The organism is Caulobacter sp. (assembly GCF_017744445.1).
Lineage (GTDB): Bacteria > Pseudomonadota > Alphaproteobacteria > Caulobacterales > Caulobacteraceae > Caulobacter.
In genome coordinates this window covers 1-809 of sequence record NZ_JAGIBH010000071.1, presented here as the reverse complement: position 1 = coordinate 809, position 809 = coordinate 1, and the positions used below count along the sequence as shown (strand labels likewise).

General features: G+C 72.8%; 1 protein-coding gene. It reads left to right on the top strand.

Features of this window, described 5'->3' with window-relative positions:
- The coding region (locus J7528_RS23665) for an SDR family oxidoreductase (RefSeq protein WP_291879752.1) at positions 1-809 on the top strand (809 nt) is incomplete at both ends.

The following is an 809-nucleotide window of genomic DNA, read 5'->3' as shown; positions in this document are numbered from 1 at the left end:
AACGTCGCCATCGCCGCCAAGTCCTCGGTGCCCAATCCACGACTGCCCGGCACCATCCACAGCGCGGCCGAGGCGGTGACCGCGGCCGGCGGCCAGGGCCTGGCGCTGAAATGCGACATCCGCGAGGAGGACCAGGTGCACGCGGCGGTGGCGGCCACGGTCGACGCCTTCGGCGGCATCGACATCCTGGTCAACAACGCCAGCGCGATCTGGCTGCGCGGCACGCTGGACACGCCGATGAAGCGCTTCGACCTGATGCAGCAGGTCAACGCGCGCGGCAGCTTCCTGTGCGCGCAGGCCTGCCTGCCGTACCTGCTGCAGGCGCCCAACCCGCACATCCTGACCCTGGCGCCGCCGCCGTCGCTGGATCCGAAGTGGTGGGGTCCGCACACCGGCTACACCCTGGCCAAGATGGGGATGAGCTTCGTCACCCTCGGGCTGGCCGCCGAGTTCGGGCGCGCGCGCAAGGCGCCGCTGGGCGTGACCGAGCAGCCCGGCGCGGCCGCGGCCAACCGTTTCCCCGCCTATATCGACCTGGTCCGCCGGCAGCTGGCCAACGACTATCCGGAAAGCGCGCTGCAGGGCGCCGGCCTGACCGTGCTGACCGGCATGTCGCCGTCGGCGCAGGCCTATGCCGAGGGCGCGGTGGCGCGGGCGACCGAGGCGCTGCAGACCGGCAAGCGGCCGCCGCTCGAAGCCGGCATGGTGGTCACCGACGTGCATGCCGGCGACGTGCTGGCGGTGGTCGGCAGCCGCGACGCGGCCATCCACGGCTTCAACCGCGCGGTCGAAGCGAAGCGGCCGGTCGG